Below are 25,816 nucleotides of genomic sequence, written 5' to 3'. Positions count from 1 at the left end.
CGCAGGTCACTGATAGACCGGCAGCAGGTTAAAGCTTGAAAGCAAATGCACCAGCGCATTGCCCAGCCCGAAAAGCAGGATCAGCGCAATCATGCCGTTGCCGCCCCAGACGCGAAAGCGCGGGCTGCCGAAGCGTTGACGTGACGCGCGCGCCAGCAACGCAGGCACAATAGCCGCCCAGATTGTCGCCGCGAGCCCCGCATAGCCAATCGCATAGAGAAACCCGTTCGGCCACAGCAGCCCCCCCGCCATCGGCGGCAGGAACGTCAGCAGCGCGGTTTTCAGCCGTCCGCGCGGTGAATCGTCAAACCCGAAGAGATCGGCCAGATAGTCAAATAACCCCAGCGTGACGCCCAGAAACGAGCTTGCCACCGCGAAGTTAGAAAACACAATCAGCAGCACGTCGAGTGTCCGACTGTTCAGCACGTCGCTCAGCGCGCTCACCAGCACATCGATATTGCCGCCCGCTTTCGCGATGCCGATAAATTCCGGGCGCGGAATATTGCCCATCGTCGCCAGCAGCCAGACGGCGTACAGCGCCAGCGCAATCAGCGTTCCCCAGACCAGACAGCGAATAATCGTGCCGGGCTCCTTGCCGTAATATTTCATCAGGCTTGGCACGTTGCCGTGGTAGCCGAATGACGCCAGGCAAAACGGCAGCGTCATCAGCACATAAGGCGTGTAGCTCGGGCTCGCCTCCAGCGTGTTGAATAGCGTCGCAGGCTCAACATGGCCCAGCAGCCCGCCGAACGTCAGGAAAAAGGTGATGACCTTGCCGCCAAGCACAATCGCCGTCATCCGGCTGACCGCGCTGGTGGAGAGCCAGACGATAAACGCAACAACGAGAGCGAAGCCAAACCCCGCCAGACGCGCGGGTATATCAATCGCCATGCCGGCAAGCGTGTGGTGGATAACCGAACCGCTGGCCGAGATATAGGCGTACGTCAGAATGTAAAGCACAAAGGCGACAGCCGCGCCATTGACCACGTTCCAGCCGTTACCGAGCAGGTCACGGGTCATGGTGTCGAAGCTCGCGCCGATATGGTAGTTGAGGTTGGCTTCAAGCAGCATCAGCCCCGAATGGAGCATGCAAAACCAGGTAAACAGCAAGGCGAGCAGCGACCAGAAAAACCACGCCCCGGACATCACCACGGGCAGAGAGAACATTCCCGCGCCGATAATCGTACCGGCGATGATCACAACGCCGCTGACCAGTGAAGGCGACGCGCTGCGGGCGATAAGTGTGGCCATAATGCTTTCCTGTGAAAAAGGTTACCCGGACGATTCATTGTACCAGTACAGGAGTACAAAAAGGAGAAAAAATCATACCTTATACGGATCGTGACGTATTTCGCTGGGTTGTCGCTGTTCAGTAGCTTATTAATCAACCACTATCTGCTGGCGCAGCACGCGATGCTCGCGACGGCACAGAGGGCGCGCGCCGCGCGCCCGGTGAGGATCAGGCGACCGGTTTGAGCCGGGCGACGAAGTGGCGCAACACGGGCGGCTCATAGGTGAAGGTCAGCCCTTTGATTTTGCTCGCCCGTTGCTTCACGCTTATCAGCGCGTCGGCGATGTAGTCCATGTGGTCATTGGTGTAGACACGGCGCGGAATGGTCAGGCGCAGCAGCTCCATCGGCGAAGGTTTTTGCAGGCCGGTCTGCGGGTCGCGGCCCAGCAGCAGCGAGCCGATCTCCACGCTGCGGATCCCTGCCTCCAGGTAGAGTTCGTTGTTAAGCGCGTGCGCCGGGAACTGCTCGGGGGGAATGTGCGGCAGCAGAAGTTTCGCGTCGACAAATACCGCGTGACCGCCGGTGGGGTACTGGATCGGAATATCGCCCGCGCGCAGCCGCTCGCCGAGGTATTCCACCTGATTAATACGGTAAGCCAGGAAATCTTCGTTAGTGCCCTCTTCAAGCCCAATCGCCAGCGCTTCCATATCGCGCCCCGCCAGCCCGCCGTAGGTGACAAAGCCCTCCATCGGCACGCAGCGGATACGCACATCGTTAAACAGCGCTTCATCTTCCCGGAAGCAGCACAGACCGCCAATATTCACCATCGGATCTTTTTTGGCGGACATCGTGAGCATGTCGCCATACTGGTACATCTCGCGAATAATTTCCTTCACGCTTTTATTTTCATATCCCGGCTCGCGCTGCTTAATAAACCAGGCGTTTTCACAGAACCGCGCCGAGTCGATGACTACCGGAATATTATGCTTACGCGCAATCTCATACACTTCGCGCATATTCTGCATCGAGACCGGCTGCCCGCCACTGCTATTACAGGTCACCGTAGTAATAATGGCCGCGACGTTTTCCGCGCCATGCCCCTGAATAGTGGCGTTGAGCTGGTCAATATCAAAATTGCCTTTCCAGTCGTACCAGGAGACAGTATCAAACGCTTTCGGCGTTACGACGTTAATGGCGCGGGCGCCGTTTAATTCCACGTGCGCCGCGGTCGTATCAAAATGAAAGTTTGAAATAAACACCGGGCGGCGGGACTGAATTCTGGCTATCAGGCTCGGAAAAAGGATCTGCTCCGCGCCGCGGCCCTGATGGGTGGGAATGGTGTACGGATAACCGATAATCTCTTTTACTTTTTCGCACAGATGCTGATAGTTGCGCGACCCGGCGTAGGCTTCATCGCCCATCATCAGCCCCGCCCACTGGCGGTCGCTCATGGCGCCCGTTCCGGAATCGGTCAGCAGATCGATATAGACATCCTGACTGTTTAATAAAAAGGGATTGTAACCCGCCGCTTCCAGCGCGTTTACGCGATCCTGCCAGGTAGTCATGCGAATGGTCTCAACCATTTTAATACGAAAAGGCTCAGGAATACGTTTCATGTTAATTCTCCGGCATGCGTCGCCCGCAGGCGGCCTGAATAACAGTGTCAGAAAGGCCTTACCCGCCGGGGCAATGATTTTTAAAAAAGAAGGTTTAAAAAATGCGGAGAAGTATTAACGCGGGAAATCTTCAGAAATGCGGTGATCCAGATTATACCAGGCGTTCAGGCCGCCTCGCTGAATGAGTCGATACGACAGAGACAACACATTCATTACATCGTCCTCTGCGGGTTACAGGTCTGTTAAAAATATCCGTTAATGGATATTTATCCGTGACTGATTCCACAAAAGAACAATGTCAGCTAAAAAACGTTCAATAAACCAAAGTTGTTAACCTCGGCCCATAAAAAAAGCCCCGAACAGGTCGGGGCTTTTTTATCAGATTAACGGTGCTTATGCATCGCTGAAGCGACGACGACCGGTTGCATCTTCACGACGCGGGCCGCGGCCACCTTCACGACGCTCGCCGCCGAAGCTACGACCGCCGCCTTCACGACGTTCGCCGCTGAAACGACGACCTTCGCTGCGACCGCCTTCACGACGCTCGCCGCCTTCGCGACGTTCACCGCCGAAACCACGGCCACCGCCAGCAGGACGACGATCGCCACGCGGCTGTGCATCGCCCATCAGTTGCATATTCATCGGCTTGTTCAGAATACGCGTGCGGGTGAAGTGCTGCAGCACTTCCGTCGGCATGCCTTTCGGCAGTTCGATCGTGGAGTGCGACGCAAACAGCTTGATGTTACCAATGTAACGGCTGCTGATGTCGCCTTCGTTGGCGATAGCGCCCACGATGTGACGCACTTCAACGCCATCATCACGGCCCACTTCAATGCGGTACAGCTCCATGTCGCCTGCGTCACGACGCTCACGACGCGGACGTTCTTCACCGCCGTTACGGTCGCTGCGCGGACCACGCTCATTGCGGTCACCACGACGCTCGAAACGATCGTCACGGTCGCGGAATTCGCGTTTCGGACGCATCGGCGCATCCGGCGGCAGGATCAGCGGACGTTCGCCCTGCGCCATTTTCAGCAGCGCGGCAGCCAGCGTTTCCACATCCAGCTCGCCTTCCGGCTGAAGCTTGGTCAGCAGCGCGCGGTACTGGTCCAGATCGCTGCTTTCCAGCTGCTGCTGTACTTTCGCGGCGAATTTTTCCAGACGGCGTTTGCCGAGCAGCTCTGCGTTCGGCAGCTCAACTTCCGGAATGGTGAGCTTCATGGTGCGCTCGATGTTGCGCAGCAGACGACGCTCGCGGTTCTCAACGAACAGCAGCGCACGGCCAGCACGACCCGCACGACCGGTACGGCCGATACGGTGAACGTAAGACTCGGAATCCATCGGGATATCGTAGTTTACGACCAGGCTGATACGCTCAACGTCCAGACCACGTGCCGCAACGTCGGTTGCGATCAGGATATCCAGACGACCGTCTTTCAGACGCTCCAGCGTTTGCTCACGCAGCGCCTGGTTCATGTCACCGTTCAGCGCGGCGCTGTTGTAACCGCTGCGCTCCAGCGCTTCAGCCACTTCCAGGGTCGCGTTTTTGGTGCGCACGAAAATAATCGCCGCGTCAAAATCTTCCGCTTCAAGGAAACGCACCAGCGCTTCGTTTTTACGCATACCGTACACAGACCAGTAGCTCTGGCTGATGTCCGGGCGCGTGGTAACGCTGGACTGAATGCGCACTTCCTGCGGCTCTTTCATAAAGCGGCGGGTAATGCGACGAATCGCTTCCGGCATGGTCGCGGAGAACAGCGCGGTCTGATGTTCAGCCGGGATCTGCGCCATGATAGTTTCGACGTCTTCGATGAAGCCCATACGCAGCATTTCATCGGCTTCGTCCAGGACCAGACCTTTCAGGTTAGAAAGATCCAGCGTACCGCGCTTGAGGTGATCCAGCAGACGGCCCGGCGTACCGACCACAATCTGCGGGCCCTGGCGCAGTGCGCGCAGCTGCACGTCATAACGCTGGCCACCGTACAGGGCCACGACGTTTACGCCATGCATATGTTTAGAGAAATCCGTCATGGCTTCAGCAACCTGAACCGCCAGTTCGCGGGTCGGTGCCAGCACGAGGATCTGCGGCGCGCGCAGGGTTTCGTCAATGTTGTGAAGCAGCGGTAAAGAGAACGCTGCCGTTTTGCCGCTACCGGTCTGGGCCATACCCAGAACGTCGCGACCACCCAGCAGATGCGGAATACATTCTGCCTGGATTGGAGATGGTTTTTCGTAACCCAGATCGTTAAGGGCTTCAAGGATAGGAGCCTTCAGGCCCAGATCAGTAAAAGTGGTTTCGAATTCAGCCATGTAGTACGAGTGCCTCAGAATTAATGGCGGCCAGTCTACATAACTCATCGTGAAAATTTTCTGCAATTTTCATTAAAAGTGTGAACCGGCTCAAAGTAGGTGTATTGACGAACAAACAAGCCCTCACCGGTTAAGGTGATGACTTTTAGTAAAAAATCCGTGGGCTGAAATGTTCGTCAGCTATTGCTGGTCCGATTCTGCCAGGTCATCTTGCTCCTGGCCCAAGAGCGCTAATTCCAACAATGCATAACGGTGCTCAACGAAGTTGTGTACGTTGTTAGCGACCGCTAATTTGAACAGTGCCGTGGCGCTGTCCTTATCCCCCAGACTTAGGTAGTACTTACCTAAATAGAAGTTGGTTTCACTGAGATGCTCAGCGAGCGAGGTGTTATCCGTTGCGTCTGCCTTCAGGCGTTCCATTAACGTTTTTTCGCTAATGTCGCCGAGCCAGAATTCGACTATGTTCCATCCCCACTGTTCTTTGTCCGATTTCTCAAAGCGTTCTTGCAAGGCCGCTTTGGCCTGTTTCTCATCCATTTTGCTTTCAGCAAGGAAGAGCCACAGACTACGGAAAGGATCATTGGGATCGTCGTGATAAAACGCCAGCAGATCATCTTGCGCTAACCGGTAACGTCCGCCGTAGTAGAGGGCGATACCGCGATTTAAATGCGCGTAGTTGTAAGTTGGATCAAGCTCAAGTACAGAATCAAACGCTTCATAGGCAGCATCAAAATTGCCTGCCTGCGTTAAATAAATGCCTAAGTAGTTGAATACTTCAGGCATATCGGGGCGGATAGCCAGTGCTTGTGAAAAATCATTTCGCGCCAGTGCCCGCAAACCAAGACTATCATACAACACTCCGCGCTCATATAAAAGCTGTGCGCGTTCATCATCGGTTAAAGCCCGACTTGCGAGGATCTGCTCCATGCGTGCGAGGATCACTTCTTGCTGCAAGGCCGGTTGCAATGGCACCGCCAGGACTTCACTCTTACGCCAGGCAGAGTTGCTGCATCCTGCCAGCGTGAGTGCTGTCGCAACGAAACACCAGCGCAATAAAGGCTTCATTTCCCACTCCCGAAGACAACAATTGGATGAACGTCCTGTCCCCCGGCTGCAAACGGGACATCCTGCCCCGTATCAAATGGCTCTCCGTGTCGCCACGGAGAGCTAAATGGCAAACCTTACTCGGCTTCCGGCGCAGCAGGGGTTGCTGCTTCCTGAGTCTGCTCGGTCGCTTCTTTGATGCTCAGACGCACGCGGCCCTGACGGTCAACTTCCAGTACCTTAACCGGTACTTCCTGACCCATCTGCAGATAGTCGGTCACTTTCTCAACGCGCTTGTCAGCAATCTGAGAGATGTGTACCAGACCTTCTTTACCGCCGCCGATGGCAACGAAGGCGCCGAAGTCAACGATGCGGGTCACTTTACCGTTGTAGATACGACCCACTTCGATTTCTGCGGTGATTTCTTCGATACGACGGATTGCGTGTTTAGCTTTCTCCCCGTCGGTCGCTGCGATCTTCACGGTGCCGTCATCTTCGATTTCGATGGTGGTGCCGGTCTCTTCGGTCAGCGCACGAATCACAGAGCCGCCTTTACCGATCACGTCTTTGATCTTGTCAGGGCTGATCTTGATAGTGTGGATACGCGGTGCGAACTGAGAGATATCGCCACGCGGCGCGTTGATAGCCTGTTCCATCACGCCCAGAATGTGCAGACGCGCACCCTTAGCCTGGTTCAGTGCAACCTGCATGATCTCTTTGGTGATGCCTTCGATTTTGATATCCATCTGCAGCGCAGTGATACCTTCACGAGAACCGGCCACTTTGAAGTCCATATCGCCCAAGTGGTCTTCGTCACCCAGAATGTCGGACAGAACGACAAAGTTTTCGCCTTCTTTCACCAGACCCATCGCGATACCAGCCACAGCGGCTTTGATCGGCACGCCAGCGTCCATCAGCGCCAGAGAAGCGCCACACACGGAAGCCATGGAAGAAGAACCGTTGGATTCGGTGATTTCAGACACAACACGCACGGTGTACGGGAAACGATCGGCTGCCGGCATCACTGCCAGTACGCCACGTTTCGCCAGACGACCGTGACCGATTTCACGACGCTTCGGAGAGCCGACCATGCCGGTTTCGCCGACAGAGTACGGAGGGAAGTTGTAGTGGAACAGGAAGCGGTCAGTACGCTCGCCCATCAGCTCGTCGATGTTCTGCGCGTCACGCTCGGTGCCAAGGGTCGCGGTCACCAGCGCCTGAGTTTCACCACGGGTGAAGAGCGCGGAGCCGTGAGTACGCGGCAGTACGCCAGTGCGCACGTCCAGACCACGGATCATATCTTTTTCGCGGCCGTCGATACGCGGTTCGCCTGCCAGAACGCGAGAACGTACGACGTTCTTCTCGATAGCATGCAGAATGTCACCCAGCTCGTTTTCATCAAGCGCGTCGCCTTCGGCCTGTTCAGCCTGCAGCGCAGCGATGACGTCCGCTTTGATAGCGTCGATCTGGCTGTAACGTTCTTGTTTGTCAGTGATGCGGTAAGCGTCGCTCAGACGAGACTCTGCCAGCGCTTTAACGCGCGCGTTCAGGGTTTCGTTAGCGGCTTCTGGCTGCCAGTCCCAGCGCGGTTTGCCCGCTTCTTTCACGAGATCGTTGATGTTCTGAATCACAATCTGCTGCTGCTCGTGGCCGAACACCACCGCGCCCAGCATCTGATCTTCGCTCAGCAGTTCAGCTTCGGATTCCACCATCAGCACGGCGCTTTCGGTACCAGCAACAACCAGATCCAGTTTGCTGGATTTCAGCTCTTCCTGAGTCGGGTTCAGGACGTACTGATCGTTGATGTAACCCACGCGCGCGGAGCCAATCGGGCCGTTGAACGGAATACCAGACAGAGATAGCGCAGCGGATGCGCCGATCATCGCCACGATGTCCGGGTTAACCTGTGGGTTAACGGAAACGACGGTCGCGATAACCTGAACTTCGTTAACGAAGCCTTCCGGGAACAGCGGGCGCAGCGGGCGGTCAATCAGACGCGCGATCAGCGTTTCGCCTTCGCTCGGACGACCTTCACGACGGAAGAAGCCGCCAGGGATACGACCAGCAGCGTAAGTACGCTCCTGATAGTTAATGGTCAGCGGGAAAAAGTCCTGACCTGGTTTCGCTTTTTTAGCGCCTACCACTGTCACGAATACGGCGGTGTCATCCATGCTTACCATAACGGCAGCAGTGGCCTGACGCGCCATCATACCGGTTTCAAGAGTGACAGTATGTTGACCATACTGAAATTTGCGGACGATCGGATTAAGCAAAATTATACCCTTTCTAAATGAAGAACAGCACGCCTGAAGCCGTGCTGACAGTACCCGATCTTCTTTGCATCCTCGCGACTAATGACAACCCTGACCCGCTTAGGCGGATAAAGCCTCTCATTAGCCGCGCGAACCTCTGCAACGAAGATCATACCCAGCAACAATACATGAGTTTACTCGCAATTGCTGCCGTCTGGTCGAAAAAAGGGGCCGTAAAGGCCCCCTTTTCTGAAACTCGCAATGATTAGCGACGCAGACCCAGACGCTCGATCAGCGCAGTGTAGCGTGCAACATCTTTACGTTTCAGGTAGTCGAGCAGTTTACGACGCTGAGAAACCATACGCAGCAGACCACGACGGCTGTGGTGATCTTTTTTGTGCTCTGCGAAGTGGCCCTGCAGGTGGTTGATCTGCGCAGTCAGCAGTGCAACCTGAACTTCGGTAGAACCGCTGTCGTTCTCACCACGACCAAACTCAGAAACGATTTTAGCTTTAGCTTCAACGCTTAGAGACATTTTCAACTCCAGTTTATAAAAAATAAGGGTGCCGATCTCTAATTCAGCCACCCGGGGCTACGCCTGCATAAAAATGACGGGCGTAGTGTTAAGCCGCAATATTCTACCTGTCGCGGCCTGTTATCGCAAGGTAGCGACGAGGGTTACGCCGGATACTCCACCACCAGACGGCGGGGCGCTACGCGGCCTTCACTGTCGATTTCACCCATGCCGAGAAACTTCTGCGCGTCGCCTTCCGTCACGCGAACCAGGCCCTGCGCAGGCGCATCGCTGGTACGCACGGGGTTGCCGTTTTTAAAATAAACGGAGGAGGTCAGCGGAAGGTTGACGACTGGGTAGTCCGAAGCAGGACTGTCCATTGGCATCAACAGCGGGTCGAGCAGTTCAGACGGCGCGATATCCTGCTGCTGCGCCGCTTCGAGCAGCGCGTTTAGCTGCTCGAGGGTCACCATACGATCCACCGGATATTTACTGACCGTCAGACGGCGCAGGTAAGTCACATGCGCGCCGCAGCCGAGCTTTTCGCCTAAGTCATCAATAATGGTGCGAATGTACGTACCCTTCGAGCAGTGCACTTCAAGCTCAAGCTCATTGCCTTCATGGCGAATAAACAGCAGTTCGTAAACGGTAATCGGACGCGCTTCACGCGGCACTTCGATACCCTGACGCGCATATTCGTACAGCGGTTTGCCCTGGTATTTCAGCGCCGAAAACATGGTCGGCACCTGCAGCGTATCGCCACGAAAGCTCTCTAGCGCGTCCTGCAGCGCCTGCTCGCTAAACGCGACCGGACGCTCTTCCACCACGGTGCCGTCGGCATCAGAAGTGTCGGTGCGTTGTCCGAGGCGCGCAATCACCCGATAACGCTTATCGGAATCGAGCAGATACTGGGAAAACTTGGTCGCTTCGCCGAGGCAAATCGGCAGCATGCCGGTCGCCAGCGGGTCCAGCGCGCCCGTATGACCAGCACGATTAGCATTATAGAGGCGCTTTACCTTTTGCAATGCGTCGTTGGAGGAGAGCCCCTGCGGCTTATCCAGCAGCAACACGCCATGCACGTCGCGACCGCGACGACGAGGACGACTCATTATTCCTCCTTGTCGTCGTCCGGATTCACGCGACGCTCTTCGTCGTGTTTCACTACGCTGCTGACCAGGTTGGACATGCGCATCCCTTCAACCAGCGAGTTATCGTAGAAAAAGGTCAGTTCCGGCACGATGCGCAGGCGCATCGCTTTGCCGAGCAGCGAACGGATGAAGCCTGACGCGTCCTGAAGCGCTTTGATGCCCGATTTAACGGCCGCTTCGTCTTTATCATTCAGGAAGGTCACGAATACTTTGGCATACGCCAGATCGCGGGAAACTTCCACGCCCGATACGGTGGTCATCAGACCCACGCGCGGATCTTTAATTTCGCGCTGCAGGATGATAGCAATCTCTTTTTGCATCTCCTGCGCGACGCGCTGAGGGCGACCAAATTCTTTCGCCATAATAAATTCTCCAGACAAAAAAGGGGCTATTAGCCCCTTTTGAATAGTCATACCGGGTGGCGCTTCGCTGACCCGGCCTACAAAATGTGCGCCTGAATCCTGCCCTGCGCGCTTGCGCAGGGCGCTAAAGGATTAGTCGATGCTGCGCTGGATCTCGATGATTTCGAACACTTCGATCATGTCGCCAACGCGAACGTCGTTGTAGTTCTTCACGCCGATACCACATTCCATGCCGTTACGGACTTCGTTAACGTCATCTTTGAAGCGGCGCAGAGATTCCAGCTCGCCTTCATAGATAACCACGTTGTCGCGCAGGACGCGGATCGGGTTGTGACGTTTAATCGTACCTTCGGTAACCATACAGCCAGCAATCGCACCGAATTTCGGCGATTTGAACACGTCACGAACTTCGGCAAGACCGATAATCTGCTGTTTCAGCTCAGGCGACAGCATGCCGCTCATTGCCGCTTTCACTTCGTCGATCAGATTATAAATGACGGAGTAGTAGCGCAGATCCAGGCTTTCCGCTTCGATAACGCGGCGCGCAGAGGCGTCGGCACGAACGTTGAAGCCAACCAGAATAGCGTTGGACGCCGCAGCCAGCGTAGCGTCGGTCTCGGTGATACCACCCACACCCGAGCCCACAATCTTCACCTTCACTTCGTCGGTGGAGAGTTTCAGCAGGGAGTCGGAAATCGCTTCTACGGAGCCCTGTACGTCGGCTTTCAGCACGATGTTGACTTCGTGAACTTCGCCCTCGGTCATGTTCGCGAACATGTTCTCGAGTTTAGATTTCTGCTGACGCGCCAGTTTCACTTCGCGGAACTTACCCTGACGATAGAGAGCCACTTCACGCGCTTTCTTCTCGTCACGAACAACGGTCACTTCGTCACCCGCGGCAGGTACGCCGGAGAGACCCAGAATCTCGACAGGAATGGACGGACCCGCTTCCTGGACTTCCTGGTTAAGTTCGTTACGCATCGCACGTACACGGCCATATTCAAAGCCACACAGCACGATGTCGCCTTTGTTCAGCGTACCTTCGCGAACCAGAACGGTAGCAACCGGACCACGACCTTTATCCAGGAAGGATTCGATAACGACGCCGGTCGCCATGCCTTTACGGACGGCATGCAGTTCCAGAACTTCGGACTGGAGCAGAATAGCGTCCAGCAGTTCATCGATACCGGTGCCCGCTTTCGCAGAAACGTGGACGAACTGGCTCTCGCCGCCCCACTCTTCCGGGATGATACCGTGCTGAGACAGCTCGTTTTTTACACGATCCGGATCGGCGTCTGGCTTATCGATTTTGTTCACCGCAACGACAACCGGCACTTTCGCCGCTTTGGCGTGCTGGATAGCTTCGATGGTCTGCGGCATCACGCCGTCATCCGCCGCCACAACCAGAACCACGATATCCGTTGCCTGCGCACCACGTGCACGCATCGCGGTAAACGCGGCGTGGCCCGGGGTATCCAGGAAGGTGATCATGCCGTTATCGGTCTGTACGTGGTACGCACCGATATGCTGGGTAATGCCGCCCGCTTCGCCCGATGCCACTTTCGTGGAACGGATGTAGTCGAGCAGAGAGGTTTTACCGTGGTCAACGTGACCCATGATGGTCACGACCGGTGCACGCGGCTCAGCCTGTGCGCCCATATCACGGTCGCTCATTACCGCTTCTTCCAGCTCGTTTTCACGACGCAGGATAACTTTGTGGCCCATCTCTTCAGCAACCAGCTGTGCGGTTTCCTGATCGATGACCTGGTTGATGGTCGCCATCGCGCCCAGCTTCATCATCGCTTTGATAACCTGAGAACCTTTTACGGCCATCTTGTTAGCCAGCTCAGCGACGGTGATGGTTTCGCCGATAACAACATCGCGGTTAACTGCCTGAGCCGGCTTGTTAAAGCCCTGCTGCAGGGAGCTGCCTTTGCGCTTGCCGCCTTTGCCGCCGCGAACGGCTGCACGGGCTTCTTCACGATCCGCTTTGGATTCGGAATGCTTGTTGCTCTTCTTCTGGCGTGCGACTTTCGCCGGACGCGCGCGACCACGGCCGCCTTCTACTTCGCGATCGCTGTCATCTTCTGCCTGACGCGCGTGCTGAGAAGTAGTGACGTGGTAGTCGCTGCTGTCTTCAGATTCTTCTTCGCTGCCGCTTTCCCATTTGGTCGCGTTCTCTTCAGCCATACGACGGGCTTCTTCCGCTACGCGACGGGCATTTTCTTCCAGCTTGCGACGCGCTTCTTCTTCGGCCTTGCGCTTAAGTTCAAGGGCTTCGGCTTCGCGGCGGGATTTTTCCGCCTGAGCAGCTTTGCTCACTTCGTCAGTTTGTTGATTGCTCACTTTGCTCGTTTCCGCAGCTTCACGTTTCGCTTTATCAGCGGCATCGCGTTTAGCTTGTTCTTCAGCTTCACGTTTCGCCTTATCGCCGGCTTCACGCTTGGCTTTTTCCTCTGCCTCTCGCTTGGCAGCTTCCTCTGCTTCACGACGGGCCTGCTCTTCCGCCTCACGCTTCGCCTGTTCTTCCGCGGCGAGACGCTCTGCCTCTTGCGGATCACGTTTTACAAAGGTGCGTTTTTTGCGGACTTCGATCTGTACCGACTTACTTTTCCCGCCGGTACCCTGAATATTTAAAGTACTGCGCGTTTTGCGCTGTAAAGTCAACTTATCCGGCCCTGAACCATGTTCGCGGTTCAGGTGCGCCAGTAAGGCTTGTTTCTCTTGTGCCGTCACAGAGTCTTCAGCGGACTTCGGGATCCCTGCATCAGCGAATTGCTGTACCAGGCGGTCCACGGAGGTCTGAATCTCTGCGGCCAGCGCTTTTACGGTTACATCAGTCATGCTGTTCCTTCCTGCTACAGTTTATTACGCTTCGTCGCTAAACCAGCGGATGTTACGAGCGGCCATGATAAGCTCACCGGCTTTCTCATCGGTCAACCCTTCGATATCCGCGAGGTCGTCCACGCCTTGATCGGCGAGGTCATCAAGCGTACACACACCGCGAGCAGCGAGTTTGTAAGCCAGCGTACGATCCATACCTTCGAGGTTAAGCAGATCGTCAGCCGGCTTGTTGTCGCCGAGGCTCTCTTCCTGAGCCAGCGCCAGGGTGGTGAGCGCGTTTTTAGCGCGTTCGCGTAATGCTTCCACGGTCGACTCGTCCAGGCCGTCGATTTCCAGCAGCTCTTTCATTGGCACGTAGGCCAGTTCTTCGAGCGTGGAGAAGCCCTCTTCTACCAGAACCGTGGCGAACTCTTCATCAATGTCGAGATACTTCGTAAAAGTATCAATGGCGGCGTGCGCTTCAGCCTGATGCTTGGCCTGGAGGTCTTCAACGGTCATTACGTTGAGTTCCCAGCCGCTCAGCTGTGAAGCAAGACGCACGTTCTGGCCGTTACGGCCGATGGCCTGCGCCAGATTGCCCGCTTCGACGGCGATATCCATGGTGTGTTTATCTTCATCCACCACGATAGACGCGACGTCTGCCGGCGCCATGGCGTTGATAACGAACTGCGCCGGATTGTCATCCCACAGCACGATATCAATACGCTCGCCGCCAAGCTCGGTCGACACCGCCTGAACGCGCGCGCCGCGCATACCTACGCAGGCGCCGACCGGGTCGATGCGCTTGTCATTGGTTTTCACCGCAATTTTAGCGCGTGAACCCGGATCGCGGGCAGCCGCTTTAATTTCAATCACTTCTTCGCCGATTTCCGGTACTTCGATGCGGAACAGCTCAATCAGCATCTCCGGCTTGGCGCGAGTGACGAACAGCTGAGCGCCGCGCGCTTCAGGACGAACGGCGTACAGTACGCCGCGAATGCGGTCGCCCGGACGGAAGTTTTCACGCGGCAGCATGTCTTCACGCAGAATGACGGCTTCGGCGTTGCTGCCGAGGTCCAGCGTGATGTTTTCGCGGTTAACTTTCTTCACCACGCCGGTGATGATTTCACCTTCATGCTCGCGGAACTGGTCAACAACCATCGCGCGTTCAGCTTCACGGACTTTCTGTACGATGACCTGTTTGGCGGTCTGCGTCGTGATGCGGTCAAACGTGACGGATTCGATCTGATCTTCGACGTATTCGCCGACGTTCAGGCTCGGATCTTCGTAACGCGCCGCTTCCAGTGTGATTTCACGAGTCGGCTGGGTGACTTCTTCAACAATAACCCAGCGGCGGAACGTATCGAAATCACCGCTTTTACGGTCGATGCTCACGCGAACATCGATCTCTTGTTCATATTTTTTCTTGGTTGCCGTAGCCAGCGCGCTTTCCAGCGCTTCAAAGATTTTCTCGCGCGGAACCGCTTTTTCGTTGGAAACTGCTTCGACAACAGCCAAAATTTCTTTATTCATCAGGGGCCTTCGCCTCAATCCAGACTGTTAAAATTGGGGTACCAGGTTCGCTTTCTGAATGTTGCTCAGCGCGAACACTTCATCTTTGCCGTCAACTGCAACGGTAATCATTTCGCCATCAACGGCTTTAATGATTCCCTGCCACTTACGACGATTCTGTACCGCCATACGCAGTACCAGCGTCACCTCTTCGCCAGTGTAACGGGCATAGTGTTCGGCAGTGAAGAGAGGACGGTCGAGGCCAGGCGAGGAGACTTCCAGGTTGTAAGCCACCGTAACCGGGTCTTCGACATCAAGAACGGCGCTAACCTGGTGGCTGACATCAGCACAATCGTCAACAGTGATGCCATCTTCACTATCAATATAGATGCGCAGCGTCGATGTGCGACCGCGAATGAATTCGATGCCGACGAGTTCGTAGCCCAGCGCTTCCACCGGTGCCGTAATCATCTCTGTTAATTTTTGCTCTAATGTGGACAAGCCCACCCCCAGGACATAAAAAAAGGGCATAAAGCCCAGTTATTCTTTAGCCAGATAACAAAAAACCCCGATAAATCGGGGCTTTTAATAACTGAACCCTGTAAACCGCAATGCGCGGTCCGGAACACCTTCCGGGGAATTTTCTTTCAAAAACGGTCAGGAAGGCATTCGCTGCACTTCACAGTATATTTGAAAAACAACTCTCAGGGAAAGTGGTTGCGGGGGCCGGATTTGAACCGACGACCTTCGGGTTATGAGCCCGACGAGCTACCAGGCTGCTCCACCCCGCGTCCGAAAACGTGGCAAATACTACGCCTTTAACGTTTAAATTGCAAGTTCTGCTGGGATTTGGTACCGAGGACGGGACTTGAACCCGTAAGCCCAATCGGGCACTACCACCTCAAGGTAGCGTGTCTACCAATTCCACCACCTCGGCACTATAGTGCGCAGTTTCTGTTTACTGCGCGAAGCTGACAAATTAACGCGGGATATCGCTGGTCGGCTTAGCCGGCGCTGCGGGCTGAGTCTGCTCAGTTTTTGCTGGCGCAGTCAGGTTTTCCCACTCACTTCCTTTATTGGTTTTGTTGCTGTTAATGTTACCCAGCACCAGGCTGATAATGAAGAACAGGGTTGCCAGCACAGCTGTCATACGGGTCATGAAGTTACCAGAACCACTTGAACCGAACAGCGTAGCAGAAGCGCCTGCGCCAAAGGAGGCTCCCATATCAGCGCCTTTACCTTGCTGCAGCATGATAAGACCCACGAGGCCCAGCGCTACAATAAGGAAAACTACCAAAAGAGCTTCGTACATAATCAACCTGTTCCTTGCGGGGTTACCGCAGCCAATTGCTTCAAACCAATAAAGCAGGGTATTTGTCATTCCCTACTGAAGCGGGTGTGAATACTAACGAAAGTGTTCTGGGCGCGCAAGTGCAATTTTAACGCCGAATGCTGACTGCGGAAAAAAACGGCAAAACACGCTAAAACGGCGATTTTAAAGGCGACTTTCGCCGCCTTTTTAAGCGCCTGAGAAATTAAACCGCTTTCACCGCATCCGCGATACGATGCGCAAATTCCGTCACCTGCGCTTCGTCTTCCCCTTCAACCATCACGCGGATCAGAGGCTCGGTGCCGGATTTACGCAGCAACACGCGTCCGCGTTTGCCCAGCGCTTGCTCAACGCTCTCAGTTACGGCTTTTACTGTTTCATGCTCGAGCGGATCGCCGCTGCCCGGCGTAAAGCGCACGTTGACCAGGATTTGCGGGAACAGCTTCATGCCGCTGCAGAGATCGTGCAGACTCATATGGTTACGCGCAATCGCCGTTAACACCTGCAATGCCGCCACGATGCCGTCGCCAGTCGTGGTTTTATCGAGCAGAATGACGTGGCCGGAGTTTTCAGCGCCAATGCGCCAGCCTTTTTCCTGCATCTTTTCGAGCACGTAGCGGTCGCCTACTTTCGCACGCGCAAAGGGGATGCCGAGCTGTTTCAGCGCGACCTCAAGGCCCATATTACTCATCAGCGTACCCACTGCGCCACCGCGCAGCTGGCCCTGACGTAGCCCTTCGCGCGCAATGATATAAAGGATCTGATCGCCATCGACCTTGTTGCCTTCATGGTCAACCATAATGACGCGGTCGCCATCACCGTCGAATGCGATGCCCAAATCGGCTTTCTCAGCCACCACGCGCTCCTGTAACAGGCGCACATCAGTCGCTCCGCATTTTTCGTTAATGTTAAGCCCGTCAGGCTCGCTGCCGATGGTGATAACCCGTGCGCCCAGCTCGCGCAGCACATTAGGCGCGATGTGGTATGTCGCGCCATTCGCGCAGTCCACAACGATTTTCAGGCCGTTCAGGCTAAGCTCGTTAGGGAACGTGCCTTTACAGAATTCGATATAGCGTCCGGCGGCGTCAACGATCCGGCTCGCTTTGCCGAGTTCGGCGGAATCCACGCAGCTAATTTCTTTTTCCAGCTCCGCTTCGATAGCCTCTTCCACTTCGTCCGGTAGTTTGGTGCCGTCGATGGAGAAGAATTTGATGCCGTTATCGTAAAACGGGTTATGGGACGCAGAGATAACAATGCCCGCTTCCGCACGGAAAGTACGCGTCAGATACGCGACTGCAGGCGTCGGCATCGGCCCGGTAAAGAGCGCCGAAAGCCCGGCCGCGGCCAGCCCCGCTTCTAATGCGGATTCCAGCATGTAACCAGAAATACGGGTGTCCTTGCCGATAATGACTTTACGGGAGCCATGACGCGCCAGCACTTTGCCCGCTGCCCAGCCCAGCTTCAGAACGAAATCAGGGGTGATCGGCGCATCGCCTACGCGGCCGCGAATGCCGTCCGTCCCGAAATATTTACGGTTACTCATAGTATTTTTTATCCTTCGCTGAAAGAGTTGCTTCCACTACGCGCATCGCTTCGACGGTTTCTTTCACATCATGAACCCGAACGATCTGCGCACCTTGCATGGCGGCCATCACCGCACAGGCAAGGCTACCGGGCAGGCGCTGATCGGGCCCGACGTTAAGGAGCTGTCCAATCATCGACTTACGCGACATTCCCACCAGCAAAGGCATTCCGAAGCGGTGAAACGCTGAAAGCCGGGCGAGAAGCTGGTAATTGTGGGCCAGATTTTTACCGAAACCGAATCCCGGGTCGAGTATGATTTTTTCTTTTGTAATGCCTGCCGCTTCACAACGGGCGATATGTTCCTCAAAAAAGTGCGCGACGTCGGCAAACACATCGTCATAATGCGGTGCCTGCTGCATCGTTTTCGGCTGCCCCTGCATATGCATTAGGCACACAGGCAGACCCGTCTGCGCCGCCGCTTCCAGCGCACCGGGCTCCGTCAGCGAGCGGATATCATTTATGATATGAGCGCCTGCCCGCGCCGACTCGCGGATTACTTCCGGTTTGGAGGTATCTACCGATACCCAGACTTCAAACCGCTGCGCCAGCGCTTCCACTACCGGCACCACTCGGGAGAGTTCTTCCTCCACGCTCACTTCCGCCGCGCCAGGACGGGTCGATTCGCCGCCCACGTCAATGATGGTCGCCCCGGCGTTAATCATCGCATTGGCGTGTTTCACCGCCTCGACCAGCGTGTTGTGCTGGCCGCCATCGGAGAAAGAATCCGGCGTGACATTCAGGATCCCCATCACGTGCGGGTGAGAAAGTTCGAGCGTTGAGCCCTGAGCGAAGAGTTTCATTGCCATTCCCTTATGAACTTGAATGAACGAAAACAGAAAACCCCGGACAGGCCGGGGTTTTAATTAATGCATTGATACTACAGCAGGCAATTATTTATCGCCAAACTGCTCAGACATGGTGTTGCCCGGGTTCGGCGTACGCGGTTCATCAACCGGACGCGGCGCACGCGGTGTACCGTTGCTGTCAGAGTTATTGTTGGCGCCTGGATCTTCCCAGCCTGCTGGCGGGCGAACATCACGGCGAGCCATCAGATCGTCAATTTGCGGCGCGTCGATGGTTTCATACTTCATCAGCGCGTCTTTCATGGCATGCAGGATGTCCATGTTATCGTTGAGGATCTGGCGAGCGCGATTATAGTTACGTTCAATCAGAGCCTTGACTTCCTGATCGATAATACGCGCCGTTTCATCTGACATATGCTTGGCTTTCGCCACGCTGCGGCCCAGGAACACTTCGCCCTCTTCTTCCGCATACAGCAGCGGACCGAGTTTGTCAGAGAAGCCCCACTGGGTCACCATGTTACGAGCAAGGTTAGTCGCGACTTTAATGTCGTTAGACGCACCGGTGGAGACATGCTCCGGCCCGTAGATGATCTCTTCCGCCAGACGGCCGCCGTACAGCGTCGAAATCTGGCTTTCCAGCTTCTGACGGCTGGCGCTGATAGCGTCGCCTTCAGGCAGGAAGAACGTCACGCCCAGCGCGCGACCGCGCGGGATGATCGTCACTTTATGCACCGGATCGTGCTCAGGCACCAGACGACCGATAATCGCATGGCCCGCTTCATGGTACGCGGTCGACTCTTTCTGCGCTTCGGTCATCACCATGGAGCGGCGTTCCGCGCCCATCATGATTTTGTCTTTCGCTTTTTCAAACTCCACCATCGAAACGACGCGTTTATTGCCGCGAGCGGCAAAGAGCGCTGCTTCGTTGACGAGGTTAGCAAGGTCAGCACCGGAGAAGCCCGGCGTACCGCGCGCGATGATAGCCGCGTCGATATCCGGTGCCAGCGGTACGCGACGCATATGCACTTTCAGGATCTGCTCACGGCCACGCACATCCGGCAGGCCAACCACAACCTGGCGGTCGAAACGACCGGGACGCAGCAGCGCCGGGTCAAGCACGTCAGGACGGTTAGTCGCAGCGATAACAATAATGCCTTCGTTACCTTCGAAACCATCCATCTCAACCAGCATCTGGTTCAGCGTCTGTTCACGTTCATCGTGACCACCGCCAAGACCCGCGCCACGCTGACGACCTACAGCATCGATCTCATCGATGAAGATGATGCACGGCGCCGCTTTTTTAGCCTGTTCGAACATGTCGCGAACACGGGACGCGCCCACACCCACAAACATTTCAACGAAGTCAGAACCGGAAATGGTAAAGAACGGCACTTTCGCCTCGCCCGCGATGGCTTTCGCCAGCAGGGTTTTACCGGTCCCCGGCGGGCCGACCATCAGGACGCCCTTCGGAATTTTACCGCCCAGCTTCTGGAAACGGCTCGGTTCGCGCAGGTATTCCACCAGCTCGCCGACTTCCTCTTTCGCTTCGTCGCAACCAGCCACATCAGCAAAAGTGGTTTTAATCTGATCTTCCGTCAGCATGCGCGCCTTGCTTTTACCGAACGACATGGCACCTTTGCCACCGCCGCCCTGCATCTGGCGCATGAAGAATATCCAGACCCCAATTAACAGCAGCATCGGGAACCAGGAGATGAAGATAGTGGCCAGCAGGCTCTGCTCTTCAGGCGGTTCACCGACCACTTTTACGTTTTTGGTCAGCAGGTTATCAAGGAGTTTGGGATCGTTTACGGGAATGTAAGTCGTGTATCGGTTACTATCTTTCTTGGTAACGTTGATTTCACGTCCGTTGATACGCGCTTCGCGAACCTGGTCCTGGTTAACTTCTTGCAGGAAGGTAGAGTAATCCACCCTACGGCCACTCGACTCGCTGGGCCCAAAGCTCTGGAATACTGACATCAGCACAACTGCGATGACCAGCCAGAGTATTAGGTTTTTCGCCATGTCACTCAAGGGATTAACCTCATATTACAACTGTGTTAACAAACAGCGTCAGGGTACTATAGTTTGCGCCCGGTCGCTACAATGTACACTTCACGTGAACGGGCACGAGAAGAGTCCGGTTTACGAACTTTCACCTTCGTAAACAGGGAGCGAATTTCCCGCAGGTACTCATCGAAACCTTCGCCCTGAAACACCTTCACTACAAAACTACCGCCCGGTGCCAGCACGTCTCGACACATCTCGAGCGCCAGTTCCACCAGATACATGGCGCGGGGAATATCCACAGCCGGAGTCCCGCTCATGTTCGGTGCCATATCTGACATGACAACCTGTACTTTACTGTCGCCCACGCGTTCCAGTAACGCTTTCATGACTAATTCATCACGAAAGTCGCCCTGAAGGAAGTCCACACCAACGATAGGATCCATTGGTAAAAGATCGCAAGCGATAATACGGCCTGCTCCTCCGATTTGCGTGACCACATACTGTGACCAACCGCCGGGTGCCGCGCCAAGATCGACGACCGTCATTCCCGGTTTAAAAATCTTGTCACTTTGCTGTATTTCATCAAGTTTAAACCAGGCACGGGAACGTAACCCTTTTTTCTGTGCCTGTTGAACATATTTATCGCTAAAGTGTTCCTGTAGCCAGCGACTGGAGCTGGCAGAACGCTTTTTACCTGTCATTTCACATTCCATCCGGGTTCATCGTGAGCCGCAGGCTCAAAAACCCACGTATTGCCATTTGGCGATAATTGGGAGATGGCGGTAGAATGACCCGTTTTCAATCCCAACGTAAGCAAAAAATACGATGAATCTGAGTACTAAACAAAAACAGCACCTGAAAGGTCTCGCCCATCCGCTCAAGCCGGTGGTTATGCTTGGCAACAATGGTTTGACCGAAGGGGTACTGGCCGAGATTGAGCAAGCGCTTGAGCACCATGAGTTAATCAAGGTGAAGATCGCCACTGAAGAACGCGAAACTAAGACCCTGATTGTGGATGCCATCGTGCGTGAAACCGGCGCCTGTAACGTACAGGTCATCGGGAAAACGCTGGTGCTCTACCGCCCGTCAAAGGAACGTAAAATTTCGCTGCCTCGCTAAGCTGTGGGTTCTGCGAGCGATCGCAGAAATCGTAAGCTACAGGCAAGGGTGCAAAATGCCACGCTCCGTTTGTTGATAAAAGGCCGCTTTGCGGCCTTTTTCCTTTCTTTACAAACTGAACGGCACGGGTGTCATGCGGGTTGAAGAGGAATGCGCTGTTCAGCAAATCCGCCCGGCAGACGCGCCTCATACTGCAAAAATAGCCGTTCAGCGGCAGGCGTTAAAGATAATCGACTTTGATGATTTCAAATTCGACCTGGCCGCCCGGGGTGTTAATCGTCACCACGTCGTCCAGCTCTTTGCCCACCAGACCGCGCGCGATAGGCGAGTTCACAGAAATAAGATTCTGTTTGAAATCCGCTTCGTCGTCGCCAACGATGCGGTACGTCAGCTCTTCGTCGGTATCCAGATTCAACACCGTGACGGTGGAGCCAAAAATCACGCGGCCATTATTCGGCATTTTGGTGATATCAATCACCTGGGCATTCGAAAGTTTAGCTTCGATATCCTTAATACGCCCTTCGCAGAACCCCTGCTGCTCACGAGCGGCATGGTACTCCGCGTTCTCTTTCAGATCGCCGTGCTCGCGGGCTTCGGCGATAGCGGCGATGATTTGCGGGCGACGCACGGATTTCAGAAAATCCAGCTCTTCGCGTAATTTCTCAGCGCCACGTAAGGTCATCGGAATAGGTTGCATTTGTTATACCTCTCACTGTCCTGTTAAGAACGGTTCACAGCCCGCTCCGGCTGCACGCCAGCCCGGAGGACCTTTCAGTCCCGGACGGCAAACAAAAGAAAACTGACCCGGAGACGAAGCCCCAGGTCAGGAACGATTTTGCAATTTGATACGTATTTTACCCTGAAGTTCCCGAAGGGTCATCGTTTACTTTGCAGGGTGATGCGCCTTAGTATGACGGCACGTTTCCAGCTGTTACCGCGAGATTATGCGATTTTCCAGATTTGCTGTCGGATTGACCACCAGTGTAGCCCTGAATGCCAGTGCCGCCAATGTCGAAGAGTATATCAATCAGTTACCCGCCGGCGCGAATCTCGCCCTGATGGTGCAAAAAGTCGGAGCCAGCTCCCCTGAGATTGATTTTCACAGCCAGCAGATGGCGTTGCCCGCCAGTACGCAAAAAGTGATCACGGCACTGGCTGCGCTATTGCAGCTCGGCCCCGATTACCGCTTCACCACGACGCTTGAAAGCCGCGGCGCGGTGCGGGACGGCGTGCTTGACGGCGATCTTACCGCGCGCTTCACGGGTGATCCTACCTTCAAGCGCCAGGATATGCACAATATGGTGGCGACGTTAAAAAAAGCGGGCGTTCAGCAAATAAAAGGAAACGTGCTGATCGACACTTCCGCCTTCGCCAGCCACGACAAAGCGCCGGGCTGGCCGTGGAACGACATGACCCAGTGCTTCAGCGCGCCGCCCTCCGCAGCCATCGTTGACCGCAACTGTTTTTCCGTGTCGCTCTATAGCGCGCAGCAGGCGGGCGAACCGGCTTTCGTGCGCATCGCCTCTTACTACCCTGTAAACGTCTACAGCCAGGTGAAAACCCTGCCGCGCGGCTCTTCAGAAGCCCAGTATTGCGAGCTTGACGTCGTGACGGGAGATCTTAACCGCTACACGCTGACGGGCTGTATGACGCAGCGCGCCGACCCTTTACCACTGGCTTTCGCAATCCAGGACGGCGCGGGTTATGCCGGCGCCATACTCAAAGCGGAGCTTAAACAAGCGGGCATCACCTACAGCGGCACGCTGCTGCGCCAGACGCAACCCAACGAGCCAGGCACGGTCATCGCCAGCCGCCAGTCGCCGCCGCTGCACGATCTCCTGCGCGTGATGCTTAAGAAATCCGACAACATGATTGCCGACACGGTGTTTCGCACCATTGGTCGTAACTTTTACGGCGTGCCCGGCACATGGCGCGCGGGTGCCGATGCGGTTCGCCAGATCCTGCGCCAGAAAGCCGGGGTCGATTTAGGCAATACTATCGTGGTGGATGGTTCCGGCCTCTCGCGCCATAATCTGATAGCGCCCGCGACCATGATGCAGGTGTTGCAGTACATCGCCCGCAACGACAGCCAGCTTAATTTTATCTCCATGCTGCCGCTTGCGGGGCACGACGGCTCGCTGCTCTATCGCGCTGGCCTGCATGAGGCGGGCGTCGACGGTAAAGTGTCAGCCAAAACCGGCTCGTTGCAGGGGGTATATAATCTGGCGGGCTTTATAACCACGTCCAGCGGACAACGCATGGCGTTTGTTCAGTATCTTTCCGGCTACGCCGTAGAGCCAGCCGACCAGCGCAACCGCCGTATTCCGCTGGTACGCTTTGAAAGCCGGCTTTACCGCGACCTTTACCAGAATAATTAACAATGAAGCTACTGATAGTCGAAGATGATCTGCTGTTACAGGAAGGGCTGGCGATAGCGCTCGGCAACGAGGGCTATGCGCTGGACTGCGCCGGCAGCGCAGCGCAGGGCGACGCCCTGCTCCAGAGCGGCGAATACAGTCTGGTTATCCTCGATTTAGGCCTGCCCGATAAAGACGGCGCGACGCTGTTGAGCCAGTGGCGCCGCAGCGGCGTCAGCACGCCGGTACTTATCCTCACCGCGCGCGATGCGCTTGAAGACCGCGTGAGCGGCCTTGATGCGGGTGCCGACGACTATCTGGTCAAGCCCTTTGCCGTAGCAGAGCTTCACGCTCGCGTCCGCGCGCTGATCCGCCGCTATCAGGGCCACAGTGATAATTTGCTTCAGCACGACGACATCACGCTTAACCTGCAAACCCAGCAGGTGTTGCTGCAGGGCCAGCCCGTGGAAGTGACGCCAAAAGAGTTCGCGCTGTTAACGCGTTTGATGATGCGTATCGACCAGACGGTGCATCGCGAAACCTTACAGCAGGATATCTACAGCTGGCAGGACGATCCCAGCTCTAACACGCTTGAAGTGCATATTCATAACCTTCGTCGTAAGCTCGGCAAAACCCGCATCCGCACCGTCCGCGGCGTGGGCTACCGGCTGGAGCGCCCGTCATGAACAGCATGCGCCGTCGGCTGATGCTGATGCTGGCGCTCATTCTTCTCTTCTGCCAGTTGGTAAGCGTTGTCTGGCTCTGGCATGAAAGCCGCGAGCAGATAAGCTTTCTGGTAAATGAAACGCTGTCGGCGAAATCCCGCACCCTGCATGTCGAAAAGGAAATCCGCGAGGCGATTGCCTCTTTGCTGGTGCCTTCTCTGGTAATGGTCGGGTTTACTCTCTTTTTCTCTTTCTGGGCGGTCACGTGGATCACACGCCCCCTCAGCCAGCTCAGCCACACGCTGGCTAACCGTTCGGCCGACAACCTCTCCCCGGTTCCGGTCGATTCGGCACTGGAAGAGATAAGCGCGGTCACGCTGTCGCTTAATCAGCTCTTTTCACGTCTCGACCACACCATCCAGCAGGAGCGCTTATTTACCGCCGATGCCGCGCATGAGCTACGCACGCCGCTCGCGGGCATCCGGCTGCATCTGGAGCTGATGGAACAGTCCGGCATCGCGCAGGCCAAACCGCTCCTCGCCCGCATCGATCGGCTGATGCATACCGTTGAGCAATTGCTGATGCTGTCGCGCGCCGGTCAGGCGCTGGCGAGTGGCCACTATGAGACGCTGCGCTGGTGTGGCGATATTATTGCCCCGCTGCGCAGTGAACTTGATGAACTGGCGGAACAGCGCGGGCAGCATATCGTCTGGCCTGCTGATGAGACATCGCTGGATGTTCAGGGCGATGCGGTGCTGCTGCGCCTTATGCTTCGCAACCTCCTGGAAAACGCCTCGCGTTACAGTCCCGAAAACAGCCGTATCGTCGTTGAGCTGGCGTCTGATGCTGACGGCAGTCGTCTGAGCGTTATAGATGAAGGGCCGGGCATTCCTGAGGCGCAGCGTCAGGCGATCGCTGAACCCTTCCGGCGGCTGGATCAGCGTTATGGCGGCAGCGGTCTCGGGCTCAGCATCGTGCAGCGTATCGTGCATCTGCATCGCGGCAGGTTAATCCTGGAAGATGGCCCGAATGGCGGCCTGGCGGCGTCATGCTGGCTGCCGGAGGCGATTAACCAGTAATAAACCCGCCTTGAGAGATGCAGAAAAGCCAATAAAAAAGGCCGGTTTCCCGGCCTTTT

At 55.7% G+C, this 25,816-nt stretch carries 23 protein-coding genes and 2 tRNA genes; 4 read left to right on the top strand and 21 right to left on the bottom strand.

Going from position 1 to position 25,816, the window contains the following annotated elements; translation table 11 throughout:
- Positions 1 to 6 precede the first annotated feature (6 nt).
- The 20 genes from mtr to rlmE form a co-directional block, all read right to left on the bottom strand.
- A complete protein-coding gene (gene mtr / locus AFK67_RS02320) occupies positions 7 to 1,251 on the bottom strand; it encodes a tryptophan permease (RefSeq protein WP_007714875.1) in 1,245 nt (414 codons plus the stop codon).
- Between the two features lie 208 nt (positions 1,252 to 1,459).
- On the bottom strand, positions 1,460 to 2,848 hold the full coding sequence (gene tnaA, locus AFK67_RS02315) for a tryptophanase (protein ID WP_038884914.1): 1,389 nt from the start codon (positions 2,846 to 2,848) through the stop codon (positions 1,460 to 1,462).
- A 114-nt stretch (positions 2,849 to 2,962) separates the two neighbouring features.
- Positions 2,963 to 3,061: a tryptophanase leader peptide gene (tnaC, locus tag AFK67_RS21470; RefSeq protein ID WP_071601050.1), complete on the bottom strand. Its 99-nt coding sequence runs from the start codon at positions 3,059 to 3,061 to the stop codon at positions 2,963 to 2,965.
- Positions 3,062 to 3,241: 180 nt separating this feature from the next.
- On the bottom strand, positions 3,242 to 5,158 hold the full coding sequence (locus tag AFK67_RS02310) for a DEAD/DEAH family ATP-dependent RNA helicase (RefSeq protein ID WP_007714867.1): 1,917 nt from the start codon (positions 5,156 to 5,158) through the stop codon (positions 3,242 to 3,244).
- Positions 5,151 to 5,231, bottom strand: a complete 81-nt coding sequence (gene yrbN / locus AFK67_RS22690) for a protein YrbN (protein WP_097563900.1) — start codon at positions 5,229 to 5,231, stop codon at positions 5,151 to 5,153. The genes AFK67_RS02310 and yrbN overlap by 8 nt, the downstream gene beginning before the upstream one ends.
- A gap of 107 nt (positions 5,232 to 5,338) precedes the next feature.
- Entirely contained in the window at positions 5,339 to 6,223 is an 885-nt protein-coding gene (nlpI, locus tag AFK67_RS02305) for a lipoprotein NlpI (RefSeq protein WP_004385054.1), read from the bottom strand.
- A gap of 116 nt (positions 6,224 to 6,339) precedes the next feature.
- A complete protein-coding gene (gene pnp, locus AFK67_RS02300; protein WP_032966700.1) occupies positions 6,340 to 8,475 on the bottom strand; it encodes a polyribonucleotide nucleotidyltransferase in 2,136 nt (711 codons plus the stop codon).
- A 244-nt stretch (positions 8,476 to 8,719) separates the two neighbouring features.
- On the bottom strand, positions 8,720 to 8,989 hold the full coding sequence (gene rpsO / locus AFK67_RS02295) for a 30S ribosomal protein S15 (protein WP_004385056.1): 270 nt from the start codon (positions 8,987 to 8,989) through the stop codon (positions 8,720 to 8,722).
- Between the two features lie 143 nt (positions 8,990 to 9,132).
- On the bottom strand, positions 9,133 to 10,077 hold the full coding sequence (truB, locus tag AFK67_RS02290) for a tRNA pseudouridine(55) synthase TruB (RefSeq protein ID WP_007714862.1): 945 nt from the start codon (positions 10,075 to 10,077) through the stop codon (positions 9,133 to 9,135).
- Positions 10,077 to 10,478: a 30S ribosome-binding factor RbfA gene (gene rbfA, locus AFK67_RS02285; protein WP_007714860.1), complete on the bottom strand. Its 402-nt coding sequence runs from the start codon at positions 10,476 to 10,478 to the stop codon at positions 10,077 to 10,079. The genes truB and rbfA overlap by 1 nt, the downstream gene beginning before the upstream one ends.
- 132 nt (positions 10,479 to 10,610) lie before the next feature.
- Positions 10,611 to 13,322 (bottom strand): translation initiation factor IF-2, encoded by a 2,712-nt coding sequence (infB, locus tag AFK67_RS02280; protein WP_007714858.1) that lies wholly within the window; start codon positions 13,320 to 13,322, stop codon positions 10,611 to 10,613.
- 24 nt (positions 13,323 to 13,346) lie between these two features.
- Positions 13,347 to 14,834, bottom strand: coding sequence for a transcription termination factor NusA (gene nusA, locus AFK67_RS02275; protein ID WP_007714855.1), 1,488 nt, complete (start codon positions 14,832 to 14,834; stop codon positions 13,347 to 13,349).
- Between the two features lie 27 nt (positions 14,835 to 14,861).
- Positions 14,862 to 15,314: a ribosome maturation factor RimP gene (gene rimP / locus AFK67_RS02270; protein WP_007673151.1), complete on the bottom strand. Its 453-nt coding sequence runs from the start codon at positions 15,312 to 15,314 to the stop codon at positions 14,862 to 14,864.
- Positions 15,315 to 15,527: 213 nt separating this feature from the next.
- Positions 15,528 to 15,604 (bottom strand) — tRNA-Met (locus tag AFK67_RS02265).
- Between the two features lie 59 nt (positions 15,605 to 15,663).
- Positions 15,664 to 15,750: transfer RNA gene (locus tag AFK67_RS02260), tRNA-Leu, on the bottom strand.
- A gap of 42 nt (positions 15,751 to 15,792) precedes the next feature.
- Positions 15,793 to 16,125, bottom strand: a complete 333-nt coding sequence (gene secG / locus AFK67_RS02255; RefSeq protein ID WP_004385062.1) for a preprotein translocase subunit SecG — start codon at positions 16,123 to 16,125, stop codon at positions 15,793 to 15,795.
- 223 nt (positions 16,126 to 16,348) lie between these two features.
- On the bottom strand, positions 16,349 to 17,686 hold the full coding sequence (gene glmM / locus AFK67_RS02250; RefSeq protein ID WP_007714851.1) for a phosphoglucosamine mutase: 1,338 nt from the start codon (positions 17,684 to 17,686) through the stop codon (positions 16,349 to 16,351).
- Entirely contained in the window at positions 17,679 to 18,527 is an 849-nt protein-coding gene (folP, locus tag AFK67_RS02245; protein ID WP_007714850.1) for a dihydropteroate synthase, read from the bottom strand. The genes glmM and folP overlap by 8 nt, the downstream gene beginning before the upstream one ends.
- A 90-nt stretch (positions 18,528 to 18,617) precedes the next feature.
- A complete protein-coding gene (gene ftsH, locus AFK67_RS02240) occupies positions 18,618 to 20,552 on the bottom strand; it encodes an ATP-dependent zinc metalloprotease FtsH (protein ID WP_004385065.1) in 1,935 nt (644 codons plus the stop codon).
- A 56-nt stretch (positions 20,553 to 20,608) separates the two neighbouring features.
- Positions 20,609 to 21,238 carry a 23S rRNA (uridine(2552)-2'-O)-methyltransferase RlmE gene (gene rlmE / locus AFK67_RS02235; protein WP_004385066.1) on the bottom strand — a complete coding sequence of 210 codons (630 nt, stop codon included), beginning with the start codon at positions 21,236 to 21,238 and terminating at the stop codon, positions 20,609 to 20,611.
- 124 nt (positions 21,239 to 21,362) lie between these two features.
- Between rlmE and yhbY the strand changes: the two genes are divergently transcribed.
- Positions 21,363 to 21,656: a ribosome assembly RNA-binding protein YhbY gene (gene yhbY, locus AFK67_RS02230; protein WP_007714845.1), complete on the top strand. Its 294-nt coding sequence runs from the start codon at positions 21,363 to 21,365 to the stop codon at positions 21,654 to 21,656.
- A 220-nt stretch (positions 21,657 to 21,876) separates the two neighbouring features.
- Here the strand turns inward: yhbY and greA are convergent, their stop codons facing one another.
- Complete coding sequence (greA, locus tag AFK67_RS02225; RefSeq protein WP_007714842.1) at positions 21,877 to 22,353, bottom strand: transcription elongation factor GreA; 477 nt, start codon at positions 22,351 to 22,353, stop codon at positions 21,877 to 21,879.
- Positions 22,354 to 22,600: 247 nt separating this feature from the next.
- Between greA and dacB the strand changes: the two genes are divergently transcribed.
- From dacB to pmrB, 3 genes are read left to right on the top strand one after another with little or no spacing between them, the layout of a single operon-like run.
- Entirely contained in the window at positions 22,601 to 24,034 is a 1,434-nt protein-coding gene (gene dacB / locus AFK67_RS02220; RefSeq protein ID WP_032966697.1) for a serine-type D-Ala-D-Ala carboxypeptidase, read from the top strand.
- 2 nt (positions 24,035 to 24,036) lie between these two features.
- Positions 24,037 to 24,699, top strand: coding sequence for a two-component system response regulator PmrA (pmrA, locus tag AFK67_RS02215; RefSeq protein ID WP_007714836.1), 663 nt, complete (start codon positions 24,037 to 24,039; stop codon positions 24,697 to 24,699).
- Positions 24,696 to 25,757 carry a two-component system sensor histidine kinase PmrB gene (gene pmrB / locus AFK67_RS02210; RefSeq protein ID WP_007714833.1) on the top strand — a complete coding sequence of 354 codons (1,062 nt, stop codon included), beginning with the start codon at positions 24,696 to 24,698 and terminating at the stop codon, positions 25,755 to 25,757. The genes pmrA and pmrB overlap by 4 nt, the downstream gene beginning before the upstream one ends.
- Positions 25,758 to 25,816 lie beyond the last annotated feature (59 nt).

It is taken from the genome of Cronobacter dublinensis subsp. dublinensis LMG 23823 (assembly GCF_001277235.1).
Lineage (GTDB): Bacteria > Pseudomonadota > Gammaproteobacteria > Enterobacterales > Enterobacteriaceae > Cronobacter > Cronobacter dublinensis.
This window is presented reverse-complemented; position numbering and strand designations above follow the sequence as displayed.